The sequence below is a fragment of the Raineya sp. genome (assembly GCF_053497555.1).
On record NZ_JBRCWE010000112.1, the window covers coordinates 1 to 21,310 of the forward strand.

The following is a 21,310-nucleotide window of genomic DNA, read 5'->3' on the forward strand; positions in this document are numbered from 1 at the left end:
TTTCAGGTCGTATTGCGTTTTATCTGCCCAAGTATCACGGGGGTTCAGCACCTCGCTGGGCACATCAGGGCAAGACTGCGGTACTGCTACTCCAAAAACAGGGTGATTGATGTATTTTACATTATCCAATTTGCCCTCCATAGCCGCCGTAAGCATAGCACGCGTATATTTGAGCTTCATACGAGAACCCACCCCATACGGACCGCCTGTCCAACCCGTATTCACCAGCCAAACATTAACTTTATGTTCACGCATTTTTTTACCCAAAAGCTCAGCGTATTTGGTAGGGTGTAGAGGTAAAAACGCAGCACCAAAACAAGCTGAAAAAGTTGCTTGTGGCTCTACTACGCCTACTTCTGTGCCCGCTACTTTGGCAGTATAACCCGATATGAAAAAGTACATTGCTTGCCCTGGTGTAAGTTTGGATATAGGTGGAAGCACCCCGAATGCATCAGCAGTTAGGAAGAAAATATTTTTGGGTATGCCTGCTACCGAAGGTTCTAATGCATTACTAATAAAATGAATGGGATACCCTACCCTTGTATTTTCTGTTACTGAAATATTGGTATAGTCGGGGGTGCGTGTATCAGGATAGCAACGAGTATTTTCCAGAACTGCTCCAAACTTGATAGCGTCCCAAATTTGAGGTTCATTTTCACGAGTAATATTTACTACTTTGGCATAACACCCACCTTCAAAGTTAAATATGCCGTTTTCTGTCCAGCCGTGTTCGTCATCACCAATCAGACTGCGTTGAGGGTCAGCGGAAAGGGTAGTTTTACCTGTTCCTGAAAGTCCAAAGAAAATAGCTACATCACCTTCTTTGCCCACATTGGCAGAGCAGTGCATTGAAAGCGTATTTCTTTCGTGAGGTAAAATGTAGTTCAGCACCGTAAAAATACCTTTTTTCATTTCACCCGCATACGCCGAGCCACCAATAAGAATAATACGTTTTGTAAAATTGATAATGGTAAAATTTGCTTGACGAGTACCATCTACGGCAGGGTCAGCCTGAAATTCGGGAATATTGATGATTGTAAAGTTAGGTTCAAAAGTTTCCAGTTCAGCGGCGGAAGGTCTTAAAAAAAGATTATAGCAGAAAAGATTATGCCAAGCCATTGTATTTACGACACGCAAATTCAAACGATAGTTTTCATCTGCCCCCGCATAGGCATCACGCACAAAAACCTCTTTATTTTCTAAAAATTTTATCATTTTGGCGTGCAAAGCATCAAATTTGGCTTCATCAAAAGGTTGGTTAATATCGCCCCACCAAACAGAATCTTTGGTTTTAGCATCTAACACGGTGAACTTGTCTTTGGGAGAACGACCTGTAAATTTGCCTGTATCACACATCAAAGCCCCATTATCGGCAAGAGTACCTTCTTTGCGAGCAAGGGCTTGCTCTACAAGCTCGGCAGGAGAAAGATTCCAATAGGCTTTTGCTACTTTGTGTATGCCAATGGCTTGCAAACCACTTTTAGAGGATTTTTTACCAATTTCTTCCATAAACCTTGATTGAGTTGAACAAAAAATGAAAAAATTTCCGCAAAGATACAAAAAAATCTTGGGTAAGTACAAACAATGGTTACTTTTTGAGTAAGAAGTTGTATAAGATTACAAACGCAAAACTCTGTAACAAACGATTTGAGAATTTCTTTCCAAAAAAATGAAATTTAGGGTGGAACAGAAAGCGATGATGTCGCTCGGAGCGACATCATCGCCGGTGCTACGCCTGACGGCGGCAAGATTTTAGAAAATGAAAACTTATACTAAAAAATGAATGTGGAAAATTTGAGTGAGCAAAAGTCCCTTTCTACTTTGGGGAAAGGGATTTAGGGATAGGGGTTTTCTCAAAGCAATTTTATTGAGGTATAAAATTTTTAAGAGCCAAGAAGTAAGATATGGAACTATCCAACCTTTATCAGTTTAAGAAATAGTTTCTATGCTCACTTCTTTTTTGTTTTCTGTAATTTGCAATGCTTGCTCCAAAGCACGCATACGTGTCCGTAATATGGCTATCCACAAAGATAATCCCAAAAAACCTATCACAGCAGGATAAAAAACCATACGCATATTGCCATTAAGGTCGTAAGCATTGAAGCCGGGGTTACCACCATTACCTGGGTGTATGCTATCGTAGAGGCGAGGCATTACAAAAATAAGAGGAATATACACCGCATAGGCAAAAATATTATAAACTGCTGAAATACGAGCCGCCTGCTCTTTGTTTTCAATGGCAGACCGTAGTATAAAATATGCCAAATAAATCAGCATAGCTACTGCCGCACCATAAATCTTGACATCACGAGGCAAAAAGTCGCCCCAAGTAAATTTGCCCCATACCATTCCTGTAATAAGCCCCAACGTACCATATAATACCCCCACTTCGGCAAAAGAAACTGCTTTCAGATTGCCAATTTCTTGATTTTTACGCAAATACAAAATAGAATGAACTACCGAAAGCGTTAGCACAAAGACCATTCCAAACCACATAGGCACGTGAAAATATAAATTCCGAGCTGTGTGGTCTAAATTACCTGTTTGCAGGCGAGGAATATCCACTAAAAAACCTGCTATTACTGCATAAATCAGGAAAATAGTTGTAACCCATTTCCACCAAGCCAAACGAAACATATAAGGAAATTTTGAAGTTCAGAAAATTGTAGGTTTGCAAACAAAATCTCAAACCTTGCTTTTTAACCTTTTGAGAGAGTTTTTAGTTTGCAAAATTAGTAAATAAGGCTCAAACTTTTAGATAATCTTGCCAAAAACTTCGGTGAAATGCTGATTTTTTTGTTTTTTTGCAAAAATTTTAGTCAATGAAAATCAAAGAAAGTTTATTTGCGTGGCTTTCGCATCGTTACGAAGTAGTAGTAAGAGATGAGGAAAATTTTGAGGAAAAGCGTACTTTTTCGTATAGCCACACCAAAGCCTTGGTTTTGGTAGTGCCTGTACTGGTAATGATGTTTATTTTGGGGTTTTGGCTTGCTCCTCGCCAAAGTGGCAAAATATTGCAAAGCTCTCAAGAACTGCAAATGAAAAAACAACTGCTCGCACTTACAAATACCGTAGACTCCCTGCTGGAAGTAACCAATCAGTATGAGCGTTATTATCAGAATTTTAGAAAAGCTATTGAGGGGAATGTAAAAGATTTACGAACCGATACTTCTAAAATTATCAAAAATCAAGTTGCCCAAACTGATACCATTCAAGATTATATTTCACAAGCCGATTTGAACTTGCGAAAAGAATATGAAAGTATGAATATCAGCCTTAAAGAAACAAAAATGGGCAAAGAAGAAACCAAGTTGCAGGGTATCTCGTTTTTTCCGCCTATCAAGGGTACTATCACCGAACGCTTTGATGCCAAAAATAAGCATTTTGGCATTGATTTGGTTGCCAAAGCCAACGAGCCTATCAAAGCCGCCGCCGATGGCACCGTAATTCTTGCCTCTTGGACAGAAGACACGGGCAATGTAATTGCTATTCAGCATCAGGGCGAAATCGTAACTTTTTACAAACACAATGCCGCTCTTTTCAAAAAAGTAGGTGATTTTGTAAAAGCGGGTGATGTAATTGCCATTATCGGCAACACGGGTAGGCTTTCTTCGGGACCTCACCTTCATTTTGAACTTTGGTACAAGGGAAATGCAATAAATCCTGAAAAATTTGTTTCTTTTTAAGAAAAAAATTCGTATCTTTTCAGCGTAATTTCTCAATAATTCAGGATTTCATTCGTTTCTCTCAAACTAAAACCAAATTTTTATCAAAACTAAAACGCTCTTAAATTATGGCAATGTTTGGAAGTTCGCATAAAGAAACCCCTAAAACTCAAGAAATTGATAAGATTTCTAATGCCAGCACTAATATCGGCAAAGGGGCTACATTGCAAGGAAATATTGATACCTTCGGCAATGTGCGTGTAGATGGCAAACTCATCGGCGATATAAAAAGCAAATCCAAAGTAGCTACGGGCAATGCCTCTTTGGTAGAGGGCAGTATCACTGCTCAAAATGCTGAAATTGAAGGCGAGGTGAAAGGCTCTTTGGAAATTGCCGAACTTTTGGTTCTCAAATCCACTGCTATCATCAATGGCGATATTATTACCGCTAAAATGGTAGTAGAGGCAGGTGCTATTTTCAATGGAAAATGCCAAATGGGCGATATTAACCAAATCAAGAAAATGATGAGCGAGCAAAAAGATACAAAAACTGAAAATAATTTTAACTCTAAAACCGAAAATAGCAAAGAAGAAGTATCTACAAGTTCCGTTTTCAGCGATTTGAAAATTTAGCCCTATAAAGGTATTCAATATTCCTAACTTCAAAGGCAATTTTATCAGATTGCCTTTTTTATTCTGTTTTCATTTTCGGCAAAAATGGAATGCTTATGAAATTGGCAATTAAACTACCTTTTATCAAAAAAGATTCTTTCGGGCATCTTATTCCACTGAAAAAACTGCTCATTTCACTCATTGGAAGCCTTACTTTCCCACGTCTGAACTGGCTCAACAAAACCCAAGTAAAAGGTCGTGAAATTTTAGAAACGCTTCCTGCCAAAGGTGTCCTTTTTGTTTCCAATCATCAAACTTATTTTGCTGATGTAATTACAATGCTTCATATTTTTTGCACCGTAGGCTCAAAAATCACTAAAAATCATCGTAATCCGTTGTATCTGCTTCGCCCTCGCAGTAATGTCTATTTTGTAGCCGCCGAAGAAACAATGAAATCTGGTCTGATACCTCGCCTATTTGCCTACGTAGGGGCAATCAAAGTAAAACGTACTTGGCGAGAGGCAGGAAAAGCCATTCAGCGGGAAGTGGATTTGAAAGATATTGAAAACGTAGGACAAGCCCTCCAAGATGGTTGGGTGATTACCTTTCCGCAAGGAACTACCAAAGCCTTCGCTCCGGGCAGAAAAGGGACTGCTCATATTATCAAAGAGTTCAAACCTGTGGTGGTGCCTGTGGTTATCAATGGTTTTCGCAGAGCATTTGATAAAAAAGGGCTTTTTCTGAAAAAAAACAGGTGTTGAACTTTCCGTTACGTTCAAAGAACCTCTTTTTATCAATTATGAGGATAGTGCAGAAAATATTTTGGCACAAGTAATGGACGCTATTGAGCAATCGGAGCGTTTTCAGTTCAAGTTTGAAGACAAAACAGGTTCATTAGGAAAATAATGTTTGCCTCTCACCGAGAATTATTTTTGCGTTTTCTTGCCCAAACTTCGCCTTCACCTTTACTTTTGGAAGTAGAAAGAGCCGAAGGCATTTACCTGTATGCCCCCGATGGCAAAAAATACATAGACCTTATTTCGGGTATTAGTGTAAGCAACGTAGGGCATCGCCACCCCAAAGTAATGGAGGCTATTCAGGCTCAACTGCAAAAGTATTTGCATCTGATGGTCTATGGCGAGTATGTACAAAGTCCGCAAGTGCTTTTGGCTCAAAAATTAGTGGAAAATCTGCCTGCAAGTTTAGATAATGTTTATTTTACCAATTCGGGAAGCGAAGCCGTAGAAGGTGCTTTGAAACTTGCCAAACGCTTTACAGGCAGAATGGAAATTATTAGCTGTTACAATGCTTACCACGGCTCTACCCAAGGGGCTCTTTCGGTAGGCGGTAACGAATATTTCAAAAGGGCATATCGTCCTTTACTGCCTATGGTAAAGCATATACATTATGGCAGTTATTCAGATTTGGAGCAAATTACAGAAAAAACCGCTTGTGTTATCATTGAAACCATACAAGGCGAGGCAGGTGTAAAAGTAGCTTGCTCCAATTATTTTGAAAAGCTTGCCAAACGTTGCAAAGAAAAAGGCACTTTGCTTATTTTAGATGAAATTCAGGCGGGTTTTGGCAGAACAGGCAAATTGTGGGCTTTTGAGCATTTTGGCATAGTGCCTGATATTTTGGTACTTGCCAAAGGAATGGGAGGTGGTATGCCTATCGGAGCATTTATTGCTCATCGGAGCATAATGCAATCCTTTACCGAAAACCCTGTTTTGGGGCATATTACCACTTTTGGCGGACACCCTGTAAGCACCGCAGCGGCAAAAGCTACTTTGGAAGTGATTTTAGAAGAAAAATTAGCCGAACAAGCCGAAGCAAAAGCCCAAATTTTTTTGCAAAACCTCAAACACCCACTCATACGCCAAATTCGCCATAAGGGTTTGCTTATGGCTGTAGAATTTGAAAACTTTGCTTTGCTTAAAAGAATTATTGATAAAGCTCTTGACTTGGGCATAATTACAGACTGGTTTCTGTTCTGCGATAACGCTATGCGTATTGCTCCTCCACTTACAATTTCGGAAGAGGAAATTAAAACTGCCTGCCAACTCATTTTAGAAGCTGTTGAGCGTGTTTATCGTTCAACTTAAACAAATGAAATTTTACCGAGAAAATTTACTATTTGGGCGAAAAAAGGCTTGCAAGAAATTGTTTGAAAAAAAATTTATACCTAACTTCACACAAACAATTTAACCCCTACAATTATGTTTGATTTGAAAGAAATGGCTGAAAAAGCCCTCAAAGCCAAAGTAGAAGAGGCAGTAAGAGGTAGAGTTCGCGATTTGGAGGTAATCGTGAATGGCACAGAAGTAACCATTCGTGGCGAAGTAGAAACTGCCGCTGATAAGCAAGCTGTACTTGCAGATGTGCAAAATGTGGAAGGTTTGACTAAAATTATTACAGGTTTGAGCGTTGCAGAAGAAGTTCGTAAAGCTGAAGCTGAAAAACAAACCTACACCGTACAAGCAGGAGATACTCTTTGGGGTATTGCCCAAAAACTTTTAGGAAATGGTGCTTTATACACCAAAATCTACGAAGCCAACAAAGATGTAATTGGTAGCAACCCCGATATCATTAAAGTAGGAATGGTATTGAGAATACCTCAATAAGAAATACAAAGCGATGTTGTCGCTAAAAGCGACAACATCGCTTAACTCATTTCTTTACGAAAGGCTTTGAATAGTCGCTACAAGCAACCTATCTTGCCCCGATTCAAAGTTTTTGACCTGCATTTGCACATCAAAACGAAAACCATTTTTAGTTACCGCTTTAATTTTTCTTACATCTTTGGTAGCCACTCCGCCTTCCGTTCTACGGGTACGAGTAGCCGTAAAATCGCTTCTGATTTCATCGGGCAGTATATCCAACAAATTTCTTACACTTACTTCCTGCAACTCTCCCGATTCATAGCCAAACATATTTTCCGCCTGACGATTGGCAAACTGAATAATACCTTTCTCCGAATATACCAAAATGGCATCACTCACACTATCTAAAATCAAGCGAAGTTTGGCTATTTCTTTTTCACTTTGCAAGAGATTTTTTTCAAGCTCTTCTTGGGAATGAATTAGCTCTTGCGTATTCTGACGCAAATACTCCTCTTGCTCACGAATGGCATCAGTCTTAGACTTCATTTCTGAAAGCAAGCGGCGAGTGGAGTCGTTGGCAAACACGGAAATAATTGTAGAAGCTGTTACTTCTGCAATACTTTTTACAAAATCAATCTGATACTGTTCAAATTCAGTAAAACTTCCTAACTCAAAACAACCAATCACTTCGTTATTATATTCCAAAGGTACTATCAGGATACTTTTGGGCTGTAAATTGCCTAAACCCGACTTTACCAAAGCATAATCAGGAGGAACTTGCTTGATATGCACTACGCCACCTTCCAGAAAGGCTTGCCCCAAAAGCCCCTCGCCCAAGCGAATTTGCTTTTGCATACTTTTCTTTTTATCAAAAGCATACATTCCTTTTAGCTCCAAAATAGGCTCTTTTTCGGTTTTGTTCAGCACAAAAATCCCCCCCTGATTGATACCCAAATAACGCACCGTTTCAGAAATTACCTCGGTACAAAGCAGTTCTAAATTATCGGTATTTCGGCGTAATATTTCAGAAAATTTGGCAAGCCCCGCAGTTGCCCAAGCCCGCAGTTGCTCTTGTTCATATACGGCTTTCAAACTATTACGCATTTCGGCAAGCGAAGTTCCAAGTTCCCCTTTTCCACCAAAAACGGCTACTTCAGAATCAAAGCGACCTTGCCCCACTTCGGTAGCAAAGGTTTTAATTACTTGCAGGTTTTGAGCGAGTTCATTTACCGCTTGCACCATAGAGTTAAGTTCGTCTTGGGCTTCGGGAATAGGGGGAGGAATATCGCCTTTGGTAAGAATACGCAGGCTATCACGCATACTACGAATACGTCTAAGAATAAGCAAAATGAGCAAAGAGCCAATAAATGCCGCTACGGCTACTGCTACTATAAACTCTCCTGCCACAATCCAATCCCGCCAATATGCCAAATTTTGGTATTTTTCGTCATATTCTTTTTCGGTATTATCTTGCTGAATGATAATTTCTTCGGCAGTTTTTCTCAAATCCGATACAATCAGAGCCACATCGGTCTGTAAAGATTTCTGCAAACGCTGATTCACGTTATCTACCCCTACAATTTGCTTACGCCGAACATACACACTTTTTAGCTGATTAAGCTCTGCTTTCAAATTGGTAAGTTGGTTATCAATTTTAGAAAAAAGCACCGATACGGTGTTATTTTGTGCTTTTTTGACATATTTTTCCAAAGAATCGCGATTTGCCTTTACACCATTGAGCCAAATATTTTCATATTCTTTCAGAAACTGCTCATCATTGAAAACAAAAGCCTTTTCTACGGCTACTATACTTTCTTGCACTTTATCATTGAGAGCAGAAGCAAAATATTTTACGGGAATAATTCTTTGCAGAACAAAATTACGATTTTGAAGCATCAGCCCCCACTGATAGTTTGCCCCTTGTATCAGAATAAACGAAATAAGTGCCATAGAAAGGAAGCCCCCTGTCAGCCTTCCTTGAATCGTGGTAAAATCTATGCGGAAATAATACGGAATACGCCTGAGCAAACTGCGTTTTTTGGGTGCATTAGTAGTTTCTGCCATAACTTACAAGTTGTTGTAAAACTCAAAAATACGAACCATATCAGCACGTTGTTGCAAACTTAAACGATTTTTTTTGATAAAATCTATCAGACGAGGCTCTTGCATTTGTTCAAAAAAACGTTTTTTCTTATTAGTTTTCAATTTCACTATCTTTCCGTTAGACTTTAGAGCATAAAATTCGGTTACTATCCGATACGAAAAAGTAGTAGCTCCCATTCCATACCAACCCCAGCCCGGTTGCGGATTGGCACGCGTTTCCAAATACTCTGTTCCTAATAATGTAGCCCTTTTGCCTTCATAAATCAGTTCAAAAAACTGCACAGTTTCGTAATTGATATTCGGATTTTTTTGATAAGGTAAAGCTAAAAAACGTCTGCCCACACGTACTTTTTCATCAAAAAACTCAAAATAATCTATCTGCCTTGCACTGAACGTTTTGGTTACTCCTCCAATTTCTACCATTACGGTTTGCTTATCGGTATCGTATTTGAGCCTACCTGAATACAAATTGCCTTCTTTATCCATTACTCGCCCTTGAAGCACTCTCCCTTCTGCCAAAATTTGAGCCTGTAAGTTGCTATTCATCAAGCAAAAAGCTACAATAATCATTACAAAAACGTGTTTCATAGCTCTACCAAAGTTTGCATTCTTACAAAGATAAAGAATAAAAATTAGCCCGCAAAATTTTAGAAACTATGATGTAAGTTTATGAGAAAATTCTTACTTTGCAAAAAAATAAATTATGACTATGAAAATTTCTGTATTCATCTTTTCTGTGCTTTTTATGGTATTTCAGGGCTTACAAGCCCAAGAAATTAGCAAAAAATATCAGATAGTCCTCAAAGACGGCAATGTACTCAAAGGCAAACTTTTGGAAATCAATAAAACTTTTTGGGTGCTGGAAACGGAAAGTCTGGGAATTATAGAAATACCTTTTGAAAACATCAAGATTTTTGAGGTTTTGGATAAAAATCAGGAAGCTACTGAGTATAGTACCCAAGAAGCCAAAAGTGTAGCCAATGCTTACAATCCTGTTCCTGATAGGTATTTGTTTATGCCTTCGGCTTTTTCCCCCGAAGCCCAAAGTGGTAATTACCAAACCAATTTGTTACTTTTTACAGGGGCGAATTATGGCTTTTCGGATAAGTTTAGTGCAGGATTTAGCACTTTTTTATTACCCTTGCCTTTTTTGCTTTCCAACCTGAACTTCAAACTTTCACATTCCATCAATCCGAGTGTACATTTAGCCTTGCAGGCGAATAATATAATTGTACCCGCTGTTATTTCGGGATTTCGGGGTTTTCAGGTAGTTACGAATCCTAATATTCTACTAACTTTGGGCAATAGGCGTAAAAATGTTACTATGGGTTTAGGCATTCTCTTTTCTCCTAGTGCAGTTTTAGGCACTACTCGTTATACGACGAGCCAATTGCAAATTTCAGCAATTATTCCTATGACTTGGCGTACTTTTTTGGTTACGCAAAACATTTACCAAGACTTCAATGATTTCGCATTACTATCTTCCTCTTTAGCTTTCAGGCTTGTGAGGAAAAACCACCTTTTTGATGCGGGCGTAATGATATTTTCCGTTCAGGATTATGCCTACGGCGATTTGTCTACTATCCCACTACCTTATTTTGGCTGGCAAATAGCTTTTGGCAGAAATAAAACGAAAAGCTACAAAGTAACAAATAGCAATTAAACTTTTTGCCCTAAAGCCTTTTTGTAGGTTTCCAAGGCTCTATTTCGGGCAAAAGTATGTTCTACAATAGGTTTGGGATAAGAAAAATCTGCAAACTCGGGCACCCACTTTTTGATGTATTGAAGTTGTGGGTCAAATTTTTTAGTCTGCTCAGTAGGGTTGAAAATCCTAAAATATGGGGCGGCATCGCAACCGCTACCACTTGCCCATTGCCAGCCACCATTATTGGCGGCAAGGTCAAAGTCTAAAAGTTTTTTTGCAAAATACGCTTCCCCCCAACGCCAATCAATGAGCAAATGTTTAGTCAGGAAACTTGCCACAATCATACGCACTCGGTTGTGCATATAGCCTGTGGCGTTCAGTTCTCGCATACCTGCATCTACAATAGGATAGCCCGTTTTGCCTTCGCACCAAAGAGCAAACTCTTCGGCATTATTTCGCCACTGAATTTGGTCATACTCCTTTTTGAAAGCCTGCGAAACCACGTGAGGAAAATTCCAAAGAATCATCATATAAAAATCTCGCCAAATCAGTTCATTCAGAAAAGTCTGATTTAGCCTCTTTGCCACTCTGCCAAGCTCACGAATACTAATCGTTCCAAAACGCAAATGCACACCCAAACGCGAAGTTCCTTCTACTGCGGGGAAATTGCGTTTTTCGGCATAGTTTTGCAAAATTTCTTCTCTTATGGCTTTACTGGGAAAATTTTGGTCTGCTTCCATAAAACCCATTTCCGCAAGGCTGATAATGCTTTGCGGTGCTTGTTTGTAAAAATTACCCCAATAGCTTTCTGTGGGATAGCTTTCCAAGTGTTTGGGGGTGAGTTGTGCGAGCCATTTTTTGCTATAAGGCGTAAAAACTGAATAAGGCGAGCCTGTATTGCTTAAAATTTCTTGTTTTTCAAAAATACATTGGTCTTTGAAAGTAAAAAAAGAAATTCCTTTGCTTTTGAGAAAATCTGCTATTTGGCTGTCGCGTGTGCGTGCATAAGGTTCGTAATCGTGATTTGTAAAAACTGCCTTTATTTCGTATTTTTCTGTAAGTTTTCTAAAAATATCTATCGGAAATCCATAAAAAACCTCCAAACTGCTTTCCAAAGCCAAAAGTTGCTTTTGAATTTCGGTAATAGCTTGATGAATGAACGTAACTCGGCGGTCGTTTTTATCCTCCAACTCGTCCAAAATGTTTCTATCAAAAATAAAAATCGGCACTACGGGATAAGCTCCACTTAAAGCGTAGTAAAGTCCTGCATTATCATACAGACGCAAATCTCTGCGAAACCAAAAAATACTTACGGCGGGTTGCATAAAAAGTAAAGTTTTTGTACTTTCAAAACAAGAAAGTTTTTCAAAAGTTTTAATCCACCCTTTAATTTTTTCCAAAAAAACTTTGGCTAATTCAATTTTTGTTTTTACCTTTGCACTCTCAATTTTGGTTTGGAATAAAAGCATTAAGATTATGTATTTGACAAGCGAAAAAAAGCAGGAACTTTTTGCCAAATATAGTCCTTCTAAAAGTACAAACGACTCAGGCTCTCCTGAATCTCAGATAGCTCTTTTTACTGAAAGAATTAACCACCTTACCGAGCATTTGAAAACTCACAAAAAAGACCATTCTACCCGTTTAGGTCTTTTGAAACTGGTAGGTAAGCGTAAAAGTTTGCTCAATTATCTTCAAAAGAATGATTTGGAGCGTTATAGAGCTATTTTGAAGGAGCTAAATTTGAGAAAGTAATTTGCTTGAAAACACTACCAAATGCCACTACTTGCAAAAGTTTTGGCATTTTTTATTTGTAGAATTATGGAAACCGATATTAGTTTGGAAAGCTATTTTGAAAAGAAAAACATTGATTGGCAAAAACTTGCCCAAGCAGAACCCGAACTTTGGCTAAAATTACAAGCAGATTTTGCAGAATTGCACCCCAATAGTTTTGAAATGCAAAAAAAGTTTTTGCTCAATAAGATAAGAAGGAAATATATGCTACAAAGTTTTAGCCCAAAAGTTTAGCAATATCTTCGGGAGAAGCTCCTTTTTCAATTTCTTTGACAAGATTAGAGATAAAAGTCATTCCATTGCTTTGTGCTACCCCCATTTCTTCGGCAAAACGAGCACAGAGTTCTATTTCCTGATTATGCACTACGCCATCGGCAAGCATCATTCCTACAAGTTCATAAAGTTGGCGATAAATCATTTCTTTGTTTTCAGGCTCTGCCATTGAAACTTTGTGAGAATATTTTTCTACTTCCTCAATATTTCTTGCAGGAATATTGTAACTTTGAGCCACTTTGAGGAGATAATCTTTTTCTACCTCGTCATAATAACCATCAATTTTCGCTATCTGGATAAGGTTGTCCAAATGGCTTTTAGTAGCAAGAGATTTTGCATCTTTGTTACCTTTGAAAAAGTTGAACCAAAGCATAAGCAACAATTTAAGTTAAGCCTTCTATATTATTTACGCAAGAAGTTCCAAAAAGTTTCAAAAAATGAAAAAAATTTTTTCTTTTGTGTAAATCTCTAAACTCTTTTAGGCTATGAAAAGCAAAATAATAGGTGATGTATTCGCCTCTCTGCTGGGTAGCTTTTTTGTTGCTACGTGGTTATCTTACAAAGTATTAGGTTATTACGAAGTAAATTTCTGGGTTTTTGGGGGTTGTATGCTTATTTCTTTCATAACTTCTTTGTACGGAATAATGTTTTTTAGAAAAAAACATACAGCCGTAACTCCAACAAATTTACTACCTAAATTATGGGACAAACTTTTTCTCATTTATTTGTTATTTTGGGTGGTTATTTTAGTGTATTGGGGCATACATTTGGGTAATATCTTTGACGATGACTTCGGTAAAAGGCTTTTGGATAGCATTGATAATAGTTTTACTCGCTTTTGGTTGGATATTTACGCCACAGGAGCCAACGGCTTGCCTGTACCCACAGAAGCAGGTCTATTGGTAGTACTATTTTTCACCATAGTTAGTCGTTTTTTGGGAGCTATTCGTTTTGGAGCAAAGCAATGATAAGTACAGACCTTGATTTAGCAGAAAAATTATTAAGAAACAACAAACTTGTAGCGATTCCTACCGAAACGGTATATGGATTGGCGGGAAACGCTTTGAGCGAAGAAGCTGTAGCCCAAATTTTTGCAGTAAAAAATCGCCCTACCTTTGACCCTCTCATAGTACACAGCGATAGTTTGACAAAAATAAAAAGTTTTGTTCTTGAATTTCCCCCCAAAGCTCTTTTACTTGCCGAAAAATTTTGGGCGGGTTCGCTTACTTTACTTTTACCCAAAAAGCCTATCATTCCCGATTTGGTAACCGCAGGCTTGCCGACTGTAGCAGTTCGTATCCCCAAACACCCTCTTACGCTACAATTACTGCAAAGATTAGAGTTCCCGCTGGCGGCTCCAAGTGCTAATCCTTTCGGATACATCAGCCCAACCACTGCCCAGCACGTAGCCGAGCAATTAGGTGAAAAAATCCCTCTGATTTTAGACGGAGGTAATTGTAGCGTAGGAGTAGAATCAACTATTGTAGGGTTTGAAGGTGAAAAAGCGATTATTTATCGTTTAGGTGGAATTTCCGTAGAAGCCATAGAGCGTCTGATTGGTGCAGTAGAAGTAAAAACACATTCTACTTCCAATCCTCTGGCACCAGGAAATCTGGAAAGCCATTATGCCCCTACCAAAAAGCTATTTTTAGGCGATTTGCAAGAAATTTTGCAAAAATACCCCCGACAAGATATAGGTACTTTGGTTTTTAGAGAAGCTATACCTGAAATTCCCCTTGAAAACCAACTAATACTTTCAGAGCAAGGTAATTTTACAGAAGCGGCAAAAAATCTGTTTGCAATGCTCAGAAAACTTGATAAAATGCCCGTTAAGGTAATTTGGGCAGAGCTATTGCCCGAAAAAGATTTGGGTAGAGCCATCAACGACCGCCTTCGCAGAGCCAGTGCCAAAAGATAGCTTATTCCTGAATATCGCCTCGGCTTACACTCAAAATAATACCAATAGTTGCCCCTGTGAAAAGCAAGGAAGTTCCACCCATACTCAACAGCGGAAGTGGCAAGCCTGTAACAGGCACAAGCCCCAGCGTTACGCATATATGTACAAGAGCCTGCATCACAAGGCTAAATGCAAGTCCCGTAGCCAGCAAACCGCCAAAAGCCCGATTGCTTCGCGACATAATAATCATTGAACGATACAACAGAGCCATATACAAAAATATCACAATTGCTCCCCCTATAAAGCCATACTCTTCTACCAAAACCGCAAAAATAAAATCTGAATAGGCTTGTGAAAGAAACTCTTGCTGCGTGCTTCTGCCCGGTCCTTTGCCCCAAAAGCCTCCTGTACCAATGGCTATGAAAGATTGTTCAATTTGTGTGTTTTGGGCTTTTTCAGGAGTTTCTATCAATTCGTAATAAGATTTTACCCGCGATTTGAAAGTCTCCCAACGAGAACCCGAAACCAATGCAATGCCTATCACTAGCAGACCTACTACCGCAATCGTTGCAAAATAACGCACAGGAACTCTACCAATGAACATCACCAGCAAAGAAGTAACAAAAATGACAAAAGAAGTAGAAAAGTTATTCACTGCAATAAGCCCACAAATAATACCTATCCAAGTAATCATCGGCATTAGCGACTCCTGAATATTCTCAATGTTTTGTTGCCTACGAGAAAGCATTGCGGCAAGATGAGCAATCAAAGCTAATTTAGCTAAATCAAAAGGACGGAAAGAAACATTCAAACCGGGAATAATAAGACTTCGGGTGGCTTCATTAAGCTCTACCCCAAAAAACATTGTAATAATAAGCAAAGGAACAGAAATTTGCAATGCCAATCGCGAAAGTCTTGCATAAAAACGATAGTCTATCAGATGAGCCAGCCACATAACCACCAAAGAAAGTACCAAAAACAAAGAATGTTTTTTGAGATAATGCACCGTGTCGCCACTATTTTCACGATAAGCCAAACTTTGCGTGGCACTATACACCAAAAGCACACTAATAATGGAAAAAGCCAAAACGATATACCAAATGATAGGGTCGCCTTTGAAAATGCTGTTTTCTTTTTTCAAAGAAGGTGTTTCGCTAAAATCGGTATTGGTAAGTGGTGGCATAGGTAAAATTGATTTCTATTCATATCATATACCAAAGAAAATACAAACAAGAGTAATTCAAAATATCAATGCAAATATCTCCGCTAATCTTTTACTCAAATCGCCTGAAAAAGGAGTATGTGGAATATTCAGGTTTTGCAGTACCTTTCCAAATTTTTTGTAACCATCTTCGCTTCTTAACTCCACCCAATTGACTTTTAAGGCATCTAACTGCTTTTTGTTTAGGTCAGAAAGTTTATCCGCAACAAAAACTTTACTATCTCTGGCCACTACTGTATCAGCTCCTTCTGGATTACCTTTACCCATTAACTTGACTTCACACTTGTAACTTTCTTGATTATTTTTGAGAAAAAAATCAATTTCTCGCTCAAACCCCAAATCATCATCTTGCTCTACATTCTTTCTTTTCAAATATAAACTATAATTATCTTTGGAAACCTCAAAGAGCATACATAGAGTTAGCATTAGAGGCTTTTCAACCTTTTTCCCTGCTGTACTCCACAAACCACCTCGTAGAGCGGCACGCTTTACTGCCAAAGTGTTGATAACGATCAAACTTTCGTTAATATTCAATTCAACACTGACACCCCTAAATTTGATAGTTAGGTTAAGGTCTATTTCGTTTTTACTTTCAACAAGTTTTGAAATAGAATTATACAAAACTTCATAATGTTCGTTTGAAGCATCTATCACAACTTCTTTTTTGGCGGAGTTGAACATATTGTTAATGGTTTTTATGTTCAATCCTGAATTGATAGCTATTTCACTGCTGTTAAGAGAAGTGTTAAGAAATTCCTTTTTATACCAATCTACAAAATCTTTATTACGTAATTTGGCTTGTACAATCCTTTCAAAAAATTCCATAGCAAATTGCAAAAATTCTGCATTGATGAGAGCCACAACCTCAATGCGATAATCCTCGCCTTTTATCAATCTTGTAATAATTCTTTTAATCACTTCTTCTGTGAGTGTCATAAAGCTCAGGGTAAAATATAATTTACAAATTCTGCTAATGTCAGAAATTTAGTATCCTCTTCTAATAAACTTGGCTTGGCTTTGCTTTTCATATATTTAAAATAAGTTTCGTTCTTTTCCGTAAGCAAAAACTTTCTGTTCATAGCTTTGGCGGTTCGTCCTACGGTACCACTACCTGCAAAAGGGTCAAAAACTAAATCTCCTTTGAATGAGTAATATTGTATCACTCTTTTGCACAACTCGACGGGAAAAACAGCAGAATGAACCTTATCAAAACAAGGGTCTATTTTCCAAACATTTGTAGTTTCATAGCCCTCAGGTACTCGGCTTGCTTCTACTGTTTCTTTATCATAACTTCTTATATTCCAATCTATTAGCTTGGTAGTAGTTTTACGATACACCATAAGATATTCAGTTACGGCATTAGGCTTATACATCAATGGTTTGCGATGCTGCATAAAGCCCCCTATGCGATTTTTAACTGAATATTCGGGTTTTAGCCAAATAATATCATCAATAAATTCCCAGCCGTTCCTGACCAAATAAGGGTGTAAATCAAATGGAATTGGATAACGCTTACTACTATGAGAACGACTAACCCTCGGAATAATAATGGGAGAAGTATTCACAATCAAGAACCTACCTTCTTTGGTGATACGGTGTGTTTCCTTGAAAACCTCCTCTAAAAATTCTAAATATGCTTGATAGCTTGGGTAAATAGAATAATCTCTCGCATTGTAGTAGGGTGGAGATGTAAAAGTTAAATGCACGCTTTCATTAGGTATGTATTTCAGAACGTCTAAAACATCAGCATTTACCACTACATTCTTGAGAAATTCGTATGTTTCGGTATGTGGCAAAGTATTGGGTTGAGCATTTTCATTTTCTCCAAAAAACTCTTTGTATATTACATTCCTCACCATTTCGTTGGGGTGATTTATCAAGGGTTTTAGGTGTTGTTCTACTTCTTTATCTTTTTCAAACACCAATAAACCTCTGATAGCCTGACAAACAATTTTAGGGTCAGAGTCTTGTAAAAATTGATATAGAATTTTTTTATTTTGAATATTTCTCATTCGCCCAATCGCTGAAACTATCTCTCGTTTTACGCTTGTATTAGTTTCTTTTGCAAACATTTCAATAAGATAAGGCAAAAATTTCTCTTGTGTCAGTTTAGCAATATTTTTTACCGCCAATAACCTCACTTGTTGATGCTCGTGTTGGAGTAATGGTAGCAAAATACTTCCATCAAAATTTTTAGGTAAATGCCCCAAATTCTCTAAAATAAACACAAGACTACCTACATCTTTTTGCTTATCAATCAAAAAAGATAGCTCTTTGCCATTGTTTTTACTTATGAATTCTTTTACTAATTCTTTTGTAAGCATTTTAAGTGCTTTTTATTCATCAGTTAAAACTTCCTAACTCCTTTAAATACAATTGTATTGTATTTTCCAAGCCCAGATATAGAGCATCGCAGATAAGGGCGTGTCCGATAGAAACTTCTGCTAAAAATGGAATGTTTTTTTTCAAAAAAGCAAGATTTTCAAGGCTCAAATCGTGTCCTGCATTTACTTCTAATCCAATATTTTTCGCTAATTCAGCCGCTTTGATGTACGGCTCCACCGCTTTTTGAGGATTTTCAGCATAATGTCTAGCATAAGGCTCGGTATAGAGTTCTATGCGTTTTGCCCCAATTTCTGCTACGCTTTCAATATTTTTCAAATCTGTTTCCACAAAAACAGAAACCCTAATGCCTTCTTTTTGCAAGGTATCTACTATTTCCTTCAAAAACACACGATTTTCTGCAACATTCCAGCCTGCATTAGAAGTAAGTACATTAGGGGCATCAGGAACAAGCGTGGCTTGAGTAGGCTTTACACGCAAAACCAAATCTAACCAACGCTTATCGGGATACCCTTCAATATTAAATTCTGTGTAAATTAGCGGAGCAATATCTAAAACATCTTGATAGCGAATGTGCCGCTCATCGGGACGAGGATGCACCGTAACACCATTTGCCCCAAAACGTTGCACATCTTGGGTTACTTTTACGATATTTGGGTTATTTCCCCCTCTTGCGTTGCGAAGTGTTGCAAATTTATTGATATTTACGCTTAACTTGGTCATATTGGGCAAAGACAAGAAATTTTTACAAAATAATGATAAAAATTTTACGAAAACAAACAGATTTTCGCATTTATTACAAGGAATACTCTTGGAGCAAACAAGACTGCTTCCACTTTACCAAAGATGAAAACTTGCCTCACTGGATAAGCCAAATTTTAGAATTTTGTAAAGATTGGCTAAGCGAAAAAGAAATTTTTAGTTTTCAAACTTCTGGCTCCACAGGAACACCCAAAACTATTCAGGCAAGCCGAAAGCAACTACGAGCTAGTGTAGCTCTTACGCAAAAAGCCTTTCAGCTCCAAGGAGGAGAAGTTACCTTGCTATGCTTACCTGCTGAATTTATTGCAGGCAAAATGATGCTTATCCGTGCAATGGAACTGGCTTGGCATATCATTTTACAAGAACCCCAAAGCAATCCTCTACAAAATTTGGAACTAAGCCGAAAAATTGACTTTGCCGCTTTTGTTCCTTTCCAAATGCAAAGTATTTTGGAACAAACACCTGAAAAAATTAACCGACTTTTTCATAAACGAAGCACTATTATTTTAGGGGGAGCAAGTCTTGCTAATTCTTTGGAAAAGAGCATTGAAAAGCTGAAAATTCCTATTTTTCACACTTACGGAATGACCGAAACCCTTTCACATATTGCTATCCGTGCTTTGAATGGAAAGGAAAAAAGCGATTTTTTTCAGGTTTTAGAGGGGGTAAAAGTTCGTTTAGATAAGCGAGGTTGCCTTTGTATTACTTCCCCAACTACTGATTTTCAGGAAATTATTACCAATGATATTGCTGAAATTTTACCCAATGATACTTTCAGAATTATAGGGCGAATGGATAATGTTATCAATAGTGGTGGAGTGAAAATTCAGTTGGAAATGGTGGAAAAGATTGTGGAAAAAGTTTTTGAAGCTGAAAATATCCACAATCGTTTTTTTTGCACAGGCATACCTGACGAAAAACTCGGACAAAAACTGGTACTTTGTGTGGAAAATGCTTGCTGGAATGTGGAAAAAGAAGAGAAAATATTAAATAAAATTGCTCAGCTCACTACCAACAAATATTATGTACCCAAATCTATTCTCTACAAAAGTCGTTTTGAACAAACTGCCACAGGCAAAATTAAAAGAATTTTGTAAATCACCAATCGGGTAAGTTTTTACTTGTAGGGCTGGAAGGTGTTTTTTTCTGAAAATATTTGCGTAATAGCTCTTGCTCTTGATTGGTAATTGCCTCTAAAAGTTCGTTCTGACTTTTATTTTCTTTGAAAATTGGTACTTCTACAATGGTATCAAGCGGTGTGGGCAAAGGCGAAGGGTTTGTCCTATCTTTCAAAGGAGGGGCATTTTTTTGAGCGATTTTTCTGAGTAGCTCGTAATTGAAGCGAGCATTTTCATTATTTTCTGCAAGATAAAGCGATTGTTTGTAGGCGTGCAAGGCTGAATCCAAGGCTTGGGGAGCGGTAAGAAAGATAATGTTCCCCATTTGAGCTTTAGCTTGCGACTGCCATTCTGCCGATTTGGTAGAACGAGCCAGCGAATCATAAAAACGCAAGGCTAAATTTTTCTGATTGAGTTCGTAATAAGCACTTGCCAAATTCCACAAGTTTTGCTCTTTTTGAGAAGAATCCAAAAGTGCAAGATGAAAAGTTTTTGAAATGATTTCTTTGGGCTGATTGTATAAATTCGCTAGTCCGCCTCTGATTTTATTTGCTTCTTCTACTCGTAGAGGCGAAAAGCCCCACACATAAAAGTAAATCCAGTAAAATGCCCCTAAACTTGCTAAAATAAGCAATGATGTACGTAATTTCTTATGAGAGGTACTCTTGGTTTCTTTCAAGGCACTAGGCTTTTACTTTTTTGGTTTTAAGCGTAGAGGTTTGGGTGGCAGTGGTTTTGATGGTCTGTTTTTTGGTAGTAGTATTGGAATCTGATGTAACTTTTTTAGTTTTTTTCTCGTTTTTGCTCAAATCCTTTTCTTGAAAATTATTTTCTTGCTTTGCGGTACTTTTTACAACTTTCTTCGCTTTTGGCTCTTGTTTAGAGGGGTGTTCATTTTCTTTTACGATATTTTCCTGCTTTTGGGGTGTCTCTGTATTATTCTGTTCGCTTTCATTGGTTTCGGAAGTGAAAAATATATTTTTTCCATCAAAGAGGTCTTTCCGCATATCAAATAAAAAATTCACAAATTTTTCTTCGCTCACAATAATTCTTACAGGAAAGAGAAAAGGTAATTTATAGGCTTCTCGTAAAAAATTTTTAACGGTATTATCGCTCAATTCCTGAATCGCCTGGGTACGCTCTTCTACAAATTTCTTGATAGCAGGCAGGTGCTTTAATAACTCTTTCATAAAGATTTACTTTTAAGAAAACGTTTTCAAAATTTTCGCAAAGGTAGAAAACTTTTCTGAAAATCTCAAATGAAAAAACACTTTGAA

At 37.9% G+C, this 21,310-nt stretch carries 23 protein-coding genes; 11 read left to right on the forward strand and 12 right to left on the reverse strand.

Annotated features, from left to right (window positions below):
- Positions 1 to 1,509: phosphoenolpyruvate carboxykinase (ATP) (gene pckA, locus ACWITO_RS14015; protein ID WP_448530619.1), on the reverse strand; the 1,509-nt coding region annotated here is incomplete at its 3' end.
- Positions 1,510 to 1,929: 420 nt separating this feature from the next.
- Positions 1,930 to 2,637: a cytochrome c biogenesis protein CcsA gene (gene ccsA, locus ACWITO_RS14020; protein ID WP_448530620.1), complete on the reverse strand. Its 708-nt coding sequence runs from the start codon at positions 2,635 to 2,637 to the stop codon at positions 1,930 to 1,932.
- Between the two features lie 185 nt (positions 2,638 to 2,822).
- On the opposite strand from ccsA, the gene ACWITO_RS14025 reads away from it, so the two are divergent.
- The 5 genes from ACWITO_RS14025 to ACWITO_RS14045 all read left to right on the forward strand — a co-directional run bounded on the left by ACWITO_RS14025 (position 2,823) and on the right by ACWITO_RS14045 (position 6,900).
- Entirely contained in the window at positions 2,823 to 3,686 is an 864-nt protein-coding gene (locus tag ACWITO_RS14025; protein ID WP_448530621.1) for a M23 family metallopeptidase, read from the forward strand.
- Positions 3,687 to 3,793: 107 nt separating this feature from the next.
- Positions 3,794 to 4,297 carry a bactofilin family protein gene (locus ACWITO_RS14030; protein ID WP_448530622.1) on the forward strand — a complete coding sequence of 168 codons (504 nt, stop codon included), beginning with the start codon at positions 3,794 to 3,796 and terminating at the stop codon, positions 4,295 to 4,297.
- A gap of 95 nt (positions 4,298 to 4,392) precedes the next feature.
- Positions 4,393 to 5,037: a lysophospholipid acyltransferase family protein gene (locus ACWITO_RS14035; protein WP_448530623.1), complete on the forward strand. Its 645-nt coding sequence runs from the start codon at positions 4,393 to 4,395 to the stop codon at positions 5,035 to 5,037.
- Between the two features lie 144 nt (positions 5,038 to 5,181).
- Positions 5,182 to 6,381 carry an aspartate aminotransferase family protein gene (locus ACWITO_RS14040; RefSeq protein WP_448530624.1) on the forward strand — a complete coding sequence of 400 codons (1,200 nt, stop codon included), beginning with the start codon at positions 5,182 to 5,184 and terminating at the stop codon, positions 6,379 to 6,381.
- 114 nt (positions 6,382 to 6,495) lie between these two features.
- On the forward strand, positions 6,496 to 6,900 hold the full coding sequence (locus ACWITO_RS14045) for a LysM peptidoglycan-binding domain-containing protein (RefSeq protein WP_448530625.1): 405 nt from the start codon (positions 6,496 to 6,498) through the stop codon (positions 6,898 to 6,900).
- 54 nt (positions 6,901 to 6,954) lie between these two features.
- On the opposite strand, the gene ACWITO_RS14050 is transcribed toward ACWITO_RS14045, so the two are convergent.
- Positions 6,955 to 8,943 (reverse strand): GAF domain-containing protein, encoded by a 1,989-nt coding sequence (locus ACWITO_RS14050; RefSeq protein ID WP_448530626.1) that lies wholly within the window; start codon positions 8,941 to 8,943, stop codon positions 6,955 to 6,957.
- A 3-nt stretch (positions 8,944 to 8,946) separates the two neighbouring features.
- The gene (locus tag ACWITO_RS14055) at positions 8,947 to 9,570 is read right to left on the reverse strand and encodes a hypothetical protein (RefSeq protein WP_448530627.1); all 624 of its coding nucleotides are present in this window, start codon (positions 9,568 to 9,570) and stop codon (positions 8,947 to 8,949) included.
- A 115-nt stretch (positions 9,571 to 9,685) separates the two neighbouring features.
- Here ACWITO_RS14055 and ACWITO_RS14060 point away from each other — a divergent pair, with 115 nt between their 5' ends.
- The gene (locus ACWITO_RS14060) at positions 9,686 to 10,645 is read left to right on the forward strand and encodes a hypothetical protein (protein ID WP_448530628.1); all 960 of its coding nucleotides are present in this window, start codon (positions 9,686 to 9,688) and stop codon (positions 10,643 to 10,645) included.
- Here the strand turns inward: ACWITO_RS14060 and ACWITO_RS14065 are convergent.
- Positions 10,642 to 11,952 carry a cryptochrome/photolyase family protein gene (locus ACWITO_RS14065; protein WP_448530629.1) on the reverse strand — a complete coding sequence of 437 codons (1,311 nt, stop codon included), beginning with the start codon at positions 11,950 to 11,952 and terminating at the stop codon, positions 10,642 to 10,644. The genes ACWITO_RS14060 and ACWITO_RS14065 overlap by 4 nt on opposite strands.
- A 151-nt stretch (positions 11,953 to 12,103) precedes the next feature.
- Between ACWITO_RS14065 and rpsO the strand changes: the two genes are divergently transcribed.
- The gene (gene rpsO / locus ACWITO_RS14070; protein WP_448530630.1) at positions 12,104 to 12,379 is read left to right on the forward strand and encodes a 30S ribosomal protein S15; all 276 of its coding nucleotides are present in this window, start codon (positions 12,104 to 12,106) and stop codon (positions 12,377 to 12,379) included.
- 21 nt (positions 12,380 to 12,400) lie between these two features.
- Positions 12,401 to 12,652, forward strand: coding sequence for a hypothetical protein (locus ACWITO_RS14075; protein ID WP_448530631.1), 252 nt, complete (start codon positions 12,401 to 12,403; stop codon positions 12,650 to 12,652).
- Here ACWITO_RS14075 and ACWITO_RS14080 read toward each other — a convergent pair.
- A complete protein-coding gene (locus ACWITO_RS14080) occupies positions 12,636 to 13,064 on the reverse strand; it encodes a hypothetical protein (protein WP_448530632.1) in 429 nt (142 codons plus the stop codon). The genes ACWITO_RS14075 and ACWITO_RS14080 overlap by 17 nt on opposite strands.
- A 112-nt stretch (positions 13,065 to 13,176) precedes the next feature.
- Between ACWITO_RS14080 and ACWITO_RS14085 the strand changes: the two genes are divergently transcribed.
- Both ACWITO_RS14085 and ACWITO_RS14090 read left to right on the forward strand, forming a co-directional pair.
- The gene (locus tag ACWITO_RS14085) at positions 13,177 to 13,659 is read left to right on the forward strand and encodes a hypothetical protein (protein ID WP_448530633.1); all 483 of its coding nucleotides are present in this window, start codon (positions 13,177 to 13,179) and stop codon (positions 13,657 to 13,659) included.
- Positions 13,656 to 14,609: an L-threonylcarbamoyladenylate synthase gene (locus tag ACWITO_RS14090; protein WP_448530634.1), complete on the forward strand. Its 954-nt coding sequence runs from the start codon at positions 13,656 to 13,658 to the stop codon at positions 14,607 to 14,609. Before ACWITO_RS14085 ends, ACWITO_RS14090 begins: the two co-directional genes overlap by 4 nt.
- A gap of 1 nt (position 14,610) precedes the next feature.
- On the opposite strand, the gene ACWITO_RS14095 is transcribed toward ACWITO_RS14090, so the two are convergent.
- The 4 genes from ACWITO_RS14095 to ACWITO_RS14110 are packed head-to-tail and all read right to left on the reverse strand — an operon-like array spanning position 14,611 to position 18,876.
- On the reverse strand, positions 14,611 to 15,771 hold the full coding sequence (locus tag ACWITO_RS14095) for an FtsW/RodA/SpoVE family cell cycle protein (protein WP_448530635.1): 1,161 nt from the start codon (positions 15,769 to 15,771) through the stop codon (positions 14,611 to 14,613).
- A 57-nt stretch (positions 15,772 to 15,828) separates the two neighbouring features.
- Positions 15,829 to 16,746, reverse strand: coding sequence for a CfrBI family restriction endonuclease (locus tag ACWITO_RS14100; RefSeq protein WP_448530636.1), 918 nt, complete (start codon positions 16,744 to 16,746; stop codon positions 15,829 to 15,831).
- 5 nt (positions 16,747 to 16,751) lie between these two features.
- Positions 16,752 to 18,134: a DNA methyltransferase gene (locus ACWITO_RS14105; RefSeq protein ID WP_448530637.1), complete on the reverse strand. Its 1,383-nt coding sequence runs from the start codon at positions 18,132 to 18,134 to the stop codon at positions 16,752 to 16,754.
- A 19-nt stretch (positions 18,135 to 18,153) separates the two neighbouring features.
- Positions 18,154 to 18,876, reverse strand: coding sequence for a pyridoxine 5'-phosphate synthase (locus ACWITO_RS14110; RefSeq protein ID WP_448530641.1), 723 nt, complete (start codon positions 18,874 to 18,876; stop codon positions 18,154 to 18,156).
- A gap of 32 nt (positions 18,877 to 18,908) precedes the next feature.
- On the opposite strand from ACWITO_RS14110, the gene ACWITO_RS14115 reads away from it, so the two are divergent.
- A complete protein-coding gene (locus ACWITO_RS14115; protein WP_448530638.1) occupies positions 18,909 to 20,012 on the forward strand; it encodes an AMP-binding protein in 1,104 nt (367 codons plus the stop codon).
- Position 20,013: 1 nt separating this feature from the next.
- On the opposite strand, the gene ACWITO_RS14120 is transcribed toward ACWITO_RS14115, so the two are convergent.
- On the reverse strand, positions 20,014 to 20,712 hold the full coding sequence (locus ACWITO_RS14120) for a hypothetical protein (protein WP_448530639.1): 699 nt from the start codon (positions 20,710 to 20,712) through the stop codon (positions 20,014 to 20,016).
- A gap of 4 nt (positions 20,713 to 20,716) precedes the next feature.
- On the reverse strand, positions 20,717 to 21,223 hold the full coding sequence (locus ACWITO_RS14125) for a hypothetical protein (RefSeq protein ID WP_448530640.1): 507 nt from the start codon (positions 21,221 to 21,223) through the stop codon (positions 20,717 to 20,719).
- Positions 21,224 to 21,310 lie beyond the last annotated feature (87 nt).

Coding starts and splice junctions, on each gene's coding strand:
- ACWITO_RS14090 (WP_448530634.1), top strand. CDS start 13,656: ATGATAAGTACAGACCTTGATTTAGCAGAAAAATTATTAAGAAACAAC.
- ACWITO_RS14100 (WP_448530636.1), bottom strand. CDS start 16,746: ATGACACTCACAGAAGAAGTGATTAAAAGAATTATTACAAGATTGATA.
- ACWITO_RS14035 (WP_448530623.1), top strand. CDS start 4,393: ATGAAATTGGCAATTAAACTACCTTTTATCAAAAAAGATTCTTTCGGG.
- ACWITO_RS14025 (WP_448530621.1), top strand. CDS start 2,823: ATGAAAATCAAAGAAAGTTTATTTGCGTGGCTTTCGCATCGTTACGAA.
- ACWITO_RS14050 (WP_448530626.1), bottom strand. CDS start 8,943: ATGGCAGAAACTACTAATGCACCCAAAAAACGCAGTTTGCTCAGGCGT.
- ACWITO_RS14055 (WP_448530627.1), bottom strand. CDS start 9,570: ATGAAACACGTTTTTGTAATGATTATTGTAGCTTTTTGCTTGATGAAT.
- ccsA (WP_448530620.1), bottom strand. CDS start 2,637: ATGTTTCGTTTGGCTTGGTGGAAATGGGTTACAACTATTTTCCTGATT.
- ACWITO_RS14075 (WP_448530631.1), top strand. CDS start 12,401: ATGCCACTACTTGCAAAAGTTTTGGCATTTTTTATTTGTAGAATTATG.
- ACWITO_RS14085 (WP_448530633.1), top strand. CDS start 13,177: ATGAAAAGCAAAATAATAGGTGATGTATTCGCCTCTCTGCTGGGTAGC.
- ACWITO_RS14095 (WP_448530635.1), bottom strand. CDS start 15,771: ATGCCACCACTTACCAATACCGATTTTAGCGAAACACCTTCTTTGAAA.
- ACWITO_RS14125 (WP_448530640.1), bottom strand. CDS start 21,223: ATGAAAGAGTTATTAAAGCACCTGCCTGCTATCAAGAAATTTGTAGAA.
- ACWITO_RS14065 (WP_448530629.1), bottom strand. CDS start 11,952: ATGCAACCCGCCGTAAGTATTTTTTGGTTTCGCAGAGATTTGCGTCTG.
- ACWITO_RS14030 (WP_448530622.1), top strand. CDS start 3,794: ATGGCAATGTTTGGAAGTTCGCATAAAGAAACCCCTAAAACTCAAGAA.
- ACWITO_RS14110 (WP_448530641.1), bottom strand. CDS start 18,876: ATGACCAAGTTAAGCGTAAATATCAATAAATTTGCAACACTTCGCAAC.
- ACWITO_RS14115 (WP_448530638.1), top strand. CDS start 18,909: ATGATAAAAATTTTACGAAAACAAACAGATTTTCGCATTTATTACAAG.
- ACWITO_RS14060 (WP_448530628.1), top strand. CDS start 9,686: ATGACTATGAAAATTTCTGTATTCATCTTTTCTGTGCTTTTTATGGTA.
- ACWITO_RS14045 (WP_448530625.1), top strand. CDS start 6,496: ATGTTTGATTTGAAAGAAATGGCTGAAAAAGCCCTCAAAGCCAAAGTA.
- rpsO (WP_448530630.1), top strand. CDS start 12,104: ATGTATTTGACAAGCGAAAAAAAGCAGGAACTTTTTGCCAAATATAGT.
- ACWITO_RS14040 (WP_448530624.1), top strand. CDS start 5,182: ATGTTTGCCTCTCACCGAGAATTATTTTTGCGTTTTCTTGCCCAAACT.
- ACWITO_RS14105 (WP_448530637.1), bottom strand. CDS start 18,134: ATGCTTACAAAAGAATTAGTAAAAGAATTCATAAGTAAAAACAATGGC.
- ACWITO_RS14080 (WP_448530632.1), bottom strand. CDS start 13,064: ATGCTTTGGTTCAACTTTTTCAAAGGTAACAAAGATGCAAAATCTCTT.